The 2589-nt window shown below is 62.9% G+C and carries 3 protein-coding genes; 2 read left to right on the plus strand and 1 reads right to left on the minus strand.

Features of this window, described 5'->3' with window-relative positions; all coding sequences use genetic code 11:
- The first annotated feature begins 28 nt into the window (after positions 1-28).
- Positions 29-796, plus strand: a complete 768-nt coding sequence (locus ENZ75_RS28060; RefSeq protein WP_063168102.1) for an alpha/beta hydrolase — start codon at positions 29-31, stop codon at positions 794-796.
- Positions 797-881: 85 nt separating this feature from the next.
- Here ENZ75_RS28060 and ENZ75_RS28065 read toward each other — a convergent pair whose 3' ends face one another.
- The gene (locus ENZ75_RS28065; RefSeq protein ID WP_063168101.1) at positions 882-1484 is read right to left on the minus strand and encodes a hypothetical protein; all 603 of its coding nucleotides are present in this window, start codon (positions 1482-1484) and stop codon (positions 882-884) included.
- A 147-nt stretch (positions 1485-1631) separates the two neighbouring features.
- On the opposite strand from ENZ75_RS28065, the gene cysE reads away from it, so the two are divergent.
- A complete protein-coding gene (gene cysE, locus ENZ75_RS28070; protein ID WP_013531333.1) occupies positions 1632-2480 on the plus strand; it encodes a serine O-acetyltransferase in 849 nt (282 codons plus the stop codon).
- Positions 2481-2589 lie beyond the last annotated feature (109 nt).

The raw sequence follows: 2589 nt of genomic DNA on the forward strand, positions 1-2589 counted from the left end.
GCGGTTGAGTGCGCAAGCGGGGTCGCTGATGCAGTTTTTCACCCATGACGGCTTCGATCTTGCTTTCCTCGAGCGCCAGCCGGAATCGGGCGAGGGCGATCCGGTGCTGATGATCCACGGCTTCGCTTCGAGCCACTATGTCAACTGGGTGTCGCCCGGCTGGTTCAAGACGCTGAACGATGCCGGTTACCGCGCCATCACCTTTGACAATCGCGGCCACGGCGCGTCGTCCAAGAGCTATGATGAGGCCGACTATACGCCGGTCAAGATGGCCTCCGATGCCACTGCCTTGCTCGACCATCTCGGCATCGAGCGCGCCCACGTCATGGGTTATTCCATGGGCGCGCGCATCGCGGCGTTCATGGCGCTGTCCGATCCGGACAAGGTGGTGACGCTGGTCTTCGGCGGCCTCGGCATCGGCATGATCGACGGTGTCGGCGATTGGGATCCGATTGCCGACGCGCTGCTTGCCGAAGATCCGGCCGCGACCAGCCATCCGCGCGGCCGGTCGTTTCGCGCCTTCGCCGACCAGACCCGCAGCGATCGCCGTGCCTTGGCGGCTTGCATCGCCAAATCGCGCGAATTGCTGAGCGAGCAGGATGTTGCCCGCATCGCCCAGCCGACGCTGGTCGCAGTCGGCACCACCGACGACATAGGCGGCTCGCCCGATGAGCTTGCAGCGTTGATGCCGAACGCCAGGGCCTTCCACATCGAGGGCCGCGATCATATGCTTGCCGTCGGGGACAAGACCTTCAAGCAGCGCGTGCTGGAGTTCTATGCCGAAAATCCGCTCTGAGCGGAGGGCCCGGGCAGCGAGAAGCAGTGCCGTAGTCGGGGACGAGGCTGCTTGGCATCGTGATAGGCGCCTATCCTGATTGTCCTTAGCCGTTTGCAAGGGCCGCCAGCGATCGCGCAATGTTTTCCCGGGCCTGCGGTTCGAAGCGCTGGCGAAACTCTTGCGTGTGGAAGATATGCGGGCGGGCGAGGAAACTCTTCAAGACCGCACTGCGTCCGGCTCGCCACATCAGCTCCTCCACCCAGTGGTACTCGCGCCGCACGGCGCGCTCATAGGCGTCGAAGGCGTCCGGCGCGGCACCCAGGATCGACAGGTCCATATCCAGGAAAAGACTTGCGTCCCGTGTGGCCGTCGCGCCGTCGAACGGCGGCACCTGGTGCGTGGCGGTGGCGACAATCATTGCCGAGATGCGGTCGAGACGTGAAGGATCTGTGCGGCCCGCCAGCTTTTTTTCGGCAAGGGCGGCACTTTGCGCCTCATTGTCCTTGGCCCTGCTGTCATAGACGGCATCGTGGAACCAGATCGCCGCTTCGATCGCCTCGGGATCGGCCAGCAACCTTCGATAGTCGCCAGCCAGCGCCAGCATCGCCTCGATATGGGCAAGGTTGTGGTAGTGGCGGCCCTGTGCCCGGTAGAGCCCTGAGAGCTCGCTTTTCAGCGCGTCGTCGATCAAGGGTTCGTTTTCCATGGCTGCTTGAATTCCCGCGAACCAAATCCATTTGACAAAGCACTAAGGAAAATTGAGTTCAATCGTGCTATGATCTGGCTTATATGTGCGGCCGGGCAGCAGGCAAGCACAACAGGCAAGCCAGGCAGGACGCAGGACGAGACGGCGATGAACAGCATCAGCATTTCCCGACACAGCGCATTGAAGCCGGTCGATCCGATCTGGCGTTCGATCCGCGACGAGGCCATGGAGGCTGTCAACCGCGACCCGCTGCTCGCTGCATTCCTCTATTCGACCATCCTCAACCAGGACAGCCTGGAAGAAGCAGTCATTCATCGGCTGGCCGAGCGGCTGGCGCACCAGGACATCGGCTCCGATCTCATCCGCCAGACCTTCAAGTCCATGCTGGCCGACGACAAGGAGTGGCCGACGACGGTGCGTGTCGACATCCAGGCCTATTACGATCGCGATCCGGCTTGCGACCGCTTCATCATGCCGGTGCTCTATTTCAAGGGGTTCCACGCCATCCAGACGCATCGGCTGGCGCATTGGCTGTGGAACCAGGGGCGCAAGGATTTCGCGCTCTATCTGCAGAGCCGCTCGTCCTCGGTCTTCCAGACCGACATCAACCCGGCCGCCCGCATTGGCAAGGGCATCTTCATCGACCACGCAACCGGCCTCGTGGTCGGCGAGACCGCGGTCATCGAGGATGACGTGTCGATCCTGCATGGCGTGACGCTGGGCGGCACCGGCAAGGCCGGCGGCGACCGCCACCCCAAGATCCGCTACGGCGTGCTGATCGGCGCCGGCGCCAAGATACTCGGCAACATCGAAATCGGCCATTGCTCGAAGATCGCGGCCGGCTCGGTGGTGCTGTCGCCTGTGCCGCACAACAAGACGGTTGCCGGCGTGCCGGCCCGCGTCGTCGGCGAGACCGGCTGCGATCAGCCGTCGCGCCAGATGGACCAGCTTTTGCCGTCGCAGACGATGGATCAGGTCGTCAGTTTCGACATCTGATTGTCATATGTCCGCTGCCTGAGGCCGTGGGCAGACATGGGCGATTGTTCTCGCCCAAGGTCTTTTGAGATTCAGGTCAGGCCGAGCCGAAATGGTGGGTTCCGAGAAC

Origin of the sequence: Mesorhizobium sp. M7A.F.Ca.CA.002.04.1.1, from assembly GCF_004022805.1 — a bacterium.
GTDB classification, from domain to species: Bacteria; Pseudomonadota; Alphaproteobacteria; order Rhizobiales; family Rhizobiaceae; genus Mesorhizobium; species Mesorhizobium ciceri.

Excerpts from the sequence above, each read along its gene's own strand:
- cysE (WP_013531333.1), top strand. The coding sequence starts at position 1,632 with ATGAACAGCATCAGCATTTCCCGACACAGCGCATTGAAGCCGGTCGAT.
- ENZ75_RS28065 (WP_063168101.1), bottom strand. The coding sequence starts at position 1,484 with ATGGAAAACGAACCCTTGATCGACGACGCGCTGAAAAGCGAGCTCTCA.
- ENZ75_RS28060 (WP_063168102.1), top strand. The coding sequence starts at position 29 with ATGCAGTTTTTCACCCATGACGGCTTCGATCTTGCTTTCCTCGAGCGC.